This is a genomic window from Spirillospora sp. NPDC049652, from assembly GCF_040675125.1.
GTDB lineage: Bacteria > Actinomycetota > Actinomycetes > Streptosporangiales > Streptosporangiaceae > Spirillospora.
In genome coordinates this window covers 1-4,081 of sequence record NZ_JBFAOF010000678.1, presented here as the reverse complement: position 1 = coordinate 4,081, position 4,081 = coordinate 1, and the positions used below count along the sequence as shown (strand labels likewise).

General features: G+C 74.7%; 4 protein-coding genes. All 4 read right to left on the bottom strand.

Translation table 11 applies throughout. The features are described 5' to 3' along the window. The coding region (locus tag AB0J52_RS30445; protein ID WP_500186105.1) for a copper resistance CopC family protein at positions 1-408 on the bottom strand (408 nt) is incomplete at its 3' end. 109 nt (positions 409-517) lie between these two features. Beyond that, the gene (locus AB0J52_RS30440) at positions 518-2,206 is read right to left on the bottom strand and encodes an AMP-binding protein (RefSeq protein WP_500186103.1); all 1,689 of its coding nucleotides are present in this window, start codon (positions 2,204-2,206) and stop codon (positions 518-520) included. A gap of 58 nt (positions 2,207-2,264) precedes the next feature. Beyond that, entirely contained in the window at positions 2,265-3,764 is a 1,500-nt protein-coding gene (locus tag AB0J52_RS30435; protein WP_500186101.1) for a DUF5685 family protein, read from the bottom strand. Between the two features lie 91 nt (positions 3,765-3,855). Next, entirely contained in the window at positions 3,856-3,981 is a 126-nt protein-coding gene (locus tag AB0J52_RS30430; RefSeq protein ID WP_500186100.1) for a hypothetical protein, read from the bottom strand. Positions 3,982-4,081 lie beyond the last annotated feature (100 nt).

The window sequence follows — 4,081 nt, the reverse complement described above, 5'->3', positions numbered from 1 at the left end:
GGGCTGGGCCCCGTTGGGCTGGGCGCCGCCCTGGGCGGTGAAGGTCAGGTCGGAGCCCTCGACGCGGTGGCCGTCCTCGCCGACGACGGCGTAGGCGATGGTGTACGCGCCGGACGGCAGCGGACCGGTCAGCGGCTGCGTGACCCCGGTGCCCTCGTGGCGGGCGGCGCCGGACTGGTACTGCTTGCCCGCCCTGTCCTTGACCAGGACCTTCGCGAAGCTGATCCGGTCGCTGAACACCAGCTTCACCTCGGTGACCGAGGCGGCGGCGGCGTCGCGGGCCGGGGTGCTGCCCACCAGGCGGGTGTGGGCCAGCGCGGGCGTGCTCAGCGCCGCGCCGAACGCCGTCGTCAGCACCGTGACCAGCGCGGCGAGCAGGCCGAGCCGGCGCGGGATGGAGGTCTTCATGGCGGGCCGGATGTCTCCAGAGTCGAACGGGTGGGCCTCCACCACCCTACTGACGCTGCGCGATGGCCGCGCTCCGGGTCGTTGATCGGGGTCGGGCGGCCGGGCCCGTTCAGAGGGCGCTCAGGACGTGCGCGCGGCCGTGCTCGGCGAACTCGGCGCGGACGGCCTCGGCGGACGCGGCGTCCAGCGGACGGTAGGCCAGGTCACGGCCGGGACGCCACCACACGCCTTCCCCGTCCCCGGCCGCGTTCTCGCCCCCGACGCCGACGCCGCCGACGTCCCAGCGCCGGCGGCGCAGGGGGCGCTTGTCCAGCTTGCCGGTCGCGGTGAGCGGCATCGACTCGACGACGCGGACGAACCTCGGGGCCCACTTGGTCCCGAGGTCGGGCTGGGCGGCGAGGAAGGCCGCGAAGGCGTCCGGGGCGAAGGGCCGTCCGTCCAGTTCGAGGGCGGCCATGACCTGGTCGCCCGTCCGGGGGTCGGGGACGGGGTAGACGGCGCACATGACCACCGGCTCCCAGCGCGCGAGGACGCGCTCGACGGGCGCGGCGGCGAAATTCTCGCCGTCCACGCGGAGCCGGTCGGCGGTGCGCCCGGCGAAGTAGAGGTAGCCGGCGGCGTCCCGGTAGCCGAGGTCGCCGCTCCAGTAGAGGCCGCCGCGGACGCGCTCGGCGTCGGCCTCCGGGTTGTTGTAGTAGCCCTCGAAGGACGCCGCGACGTTGAGCCCGACGATCTCCCCGATGGCCTCGTCCGGATTGCGCAGGGAGCCGTCGGGGGCGAACCGGGCGGGTGGGCACTCTGCGGCCGTCGCCGGGTCCAGGATCGCGACCTCGACGCCCGGGCGCGGCACGCCCAGGGCGTCCGGCGGGGTCCCGGGGACCTTGTGGATGGCGATCGCGCCCTCGCTGGAGCCGTAGCCCTCGATGATCCGGCAGCCGAACCGCCGCCCGAACCGGGCCATGTCCTGGGCGGACGCCTCGGTGCCGAACGCCGTGGCGAGGGTGTTGTCGGCGTCGTCCGGGCGTTCGGGGGTGGCGAGGACGTAGGCGAGGGCGCGTCCGACGTAGTTGAAGTAGGTGACGCCGTACCGCCGGACGTCCGGGAGGAAGCCGGACGCGGAGAACCTGCGGCGCAGCGCGACGGCCGCGCCCGCGTGGGTGGCCATGGCGAGGTTCGCCATGACCGAGTTGCCGTGGAACAAGGGCATCGCGGCATAGGTGACCGAGTCACGCTCGATGCCCATGTTCGAGGCGTTGGACCCGATGCCGGCGAGCCGGCCCTGCCCGCAGGACACGGCCTTCGGCGCGCCGGTGGAGCCGGAGGTGAACAGCAGGAGCAGCCGGTCCGCCGGATCCGCCGCCGGAACGGTCTCCGGCGGGTCGGACGGCAGTGCCGCGAGGTATGCGGCGGAGTCGACGCGGTGGACGGGGACGCCGAGGTCCAGGCCGTCCAGCAGCGGGGCGTGCGCCGCGTCGGTGAGGATCACGTCGCAGTCGGTGTGCCGGATGTCGGCCGCGAGCCCCGCGCCGCGCCGGGTCGGGTTGATCCCGACCAGCGTGCAGCCCGCCAGCGCGGCGGCCCCGATCCAGAACACGAACTCGGGGGTGTTCTCCAGGAGCACCCCGATGTGGCGGGAGCGGCCGTCCGGGCGCGGGCACAGGCCGGGCGCGAGCGCCGCCCGCGCCCGGGCGGCGCGGACCACCTCGTCCCAGCGGTACGCCTCGTCCTCGAAGAACAGGCCCGGACGGGGATCCCCGGACCGCGCGAGCAGCGTCTCGGCGAAGGTCGCGTGCGGCACGTCCCGAGCGTTTCACCAAGCGATCGCTTGGTCAATGCCGGGACGGACGCCTCAGCGGTCAGTTCCCGCAGCCGCAGTCACAGCACCCGCAGTCGCAGTCGCAGCACCCGCCTCCACTGCTGCCGCTGCCGTTGCCGCTGCCGCAGCATCCGCAATCGCAGCACGAGCAGTCACTGCACTCGCACTCCCGGGTGACCACGCAGCGGTCGTCCCACGACCGGCCCTTCCACTCGCTCCATGCCGGCTGGTACAGCCCGCAGGTCACACAGACGAGCGTCCCGGTGAAGCACGGAATCGGCCAGGGCGGGCGCGGCGGCCTCTGCCGGGGCCCGTGACCGTGACCGCCGTGCCCCGGCCCACCCGGGAACCAGCCACCACCGCCGCCACCGCCGCCGCCGTGCGGAGGCTGGCCGGGCGGAGGCCCGTATCCCTGCCCGTAGCCGGGCTGCGGCTGCCGGCCTGGGTACTGCCCTTGCGGGTACTGCCCCTGCGGGTACTGGCCCTGCGGATACTGCGGCGGATACGGCTGCTGCGGGTACGGCTGCCCCTGCGGCGGATACGGCTGGTGACCACCGGGCGGCGGGAACTGAGCCCTGGGGAGTTCGCCGTGCGCGTCCTCGACGCGCTGGAACTGGACGCTCACGTCCTCGTCGTGCGCGGACTTCGGCGCCTTGCAAGAGGCGCTGTGCTTGCGCCGCGCCTCGGGGTACGGGGCGAAGACGCGGTCGACCGTGCGCCCGATCTCCCGGTTCAGCAGGGCCCGGACGAGCCGCGGCTTCTCCATCTCCACGTCCGCCAGCGCCAGCCGCAGGCCGCGCAGGGCGTCGTCGCAGACGCGGCGGGCCTCGGCCGGGGACGTGCCGGTCGCGAGCAGCGGGTTGAACGCGCCGGCGGCGGCGTCCTCCTCGATGTCCTCGACGGCGTCGATCAGGTGCGCTAGGCGTCCGAAGAAGCGTCCCGCCTCCGACAGCGCCTCGGCGTTGCCCTCGCGTCCGGCGATCACGGCCGTGTGCGCGAACACCGCGGCCGTCGCGGTCTCGGTGGGCTCGGTCAGCTCCAGCAGCCCGAGCCCCGTGGCGCGTTCCAACTCGGGCTGACGCGCGACGGCGTCCCGCAGCACGGACGGGTCGAACCCGACGGCCGCGCCGGTCCGCGCGCCCGCCTCGTCCCAGCGGTCGGCCATCCGGGACGCCGCCGCCGCGACCAGCCGGCGCGCGTACGGGCCGTCCCCGTCGGCGACGTGGTCGCGGGTCTTGCCGGCCGCCAGCAGCAGGGACGTCGCGGCGGCCAGCCGGGCGCCCTCCGCCTGCGCGCGGACGACCTGCGCGCCGCGCATGCCGCGCAGCGCGCACGGCCCGGCCGCGCGGCGCGGGGACGTCTCCGGCGCCTGCGCCTCCACCAGCACCGAGACGATCAGGCCGTCGTAGTTGGTGACCATCCGGGCGGCCTGCCCGTGCTCACGCCGCAGGGTCAGGCACAGCCCGCACAGGTGGGCCATCCACTCCTCGAACAGACCGCCCGCCAGCACATGGCGGCACGGCCGCACCACACCGAACATCCCCCGGACCCTTCCCCCGACCATCCCTCGCCGGGCGACATTATGCCGGGAAGGCCGGGTTAAAGATCAAGATTCGGAAGCACCGGAGATGTCAGACTCCCGCGCAGGCCAGCGCGCGTCCGTAGGCGGCGAGCCGGTCGTCGTCCGGAGAGCCGTTCTCGGCGAGCAGCTCCGCCAGGTCGAACCAGGTCTGCGCCGCCTGCCGGGACGACTCCATCCGCTACATGTTGGCGAGGCCGCCGTGCAGCGCGATGACGAGCGGCAGCGGCTTGTCCGGCTTGCCGTCCTTCCACTCGCGGTGGGCGAGGGCCGGCGGG

Coding starts and splice junctions, on each gene's coding strand:
- AB0J52_RS30435 (WP_500186101.1), bottom strand. CDS start 3,764: ATGTTCGGTGTGGTGCGGCCGTGCCGCCATGTGCTGGCGGGCGGTCTG.
- AB0J52_RS30430 (WP_500186100.1), bottom strand. CDS start 3,981: ATGGAGTCGTCCCGGCAGGCGGCGCAGACCTGGTTCGACCTGGCGGAG.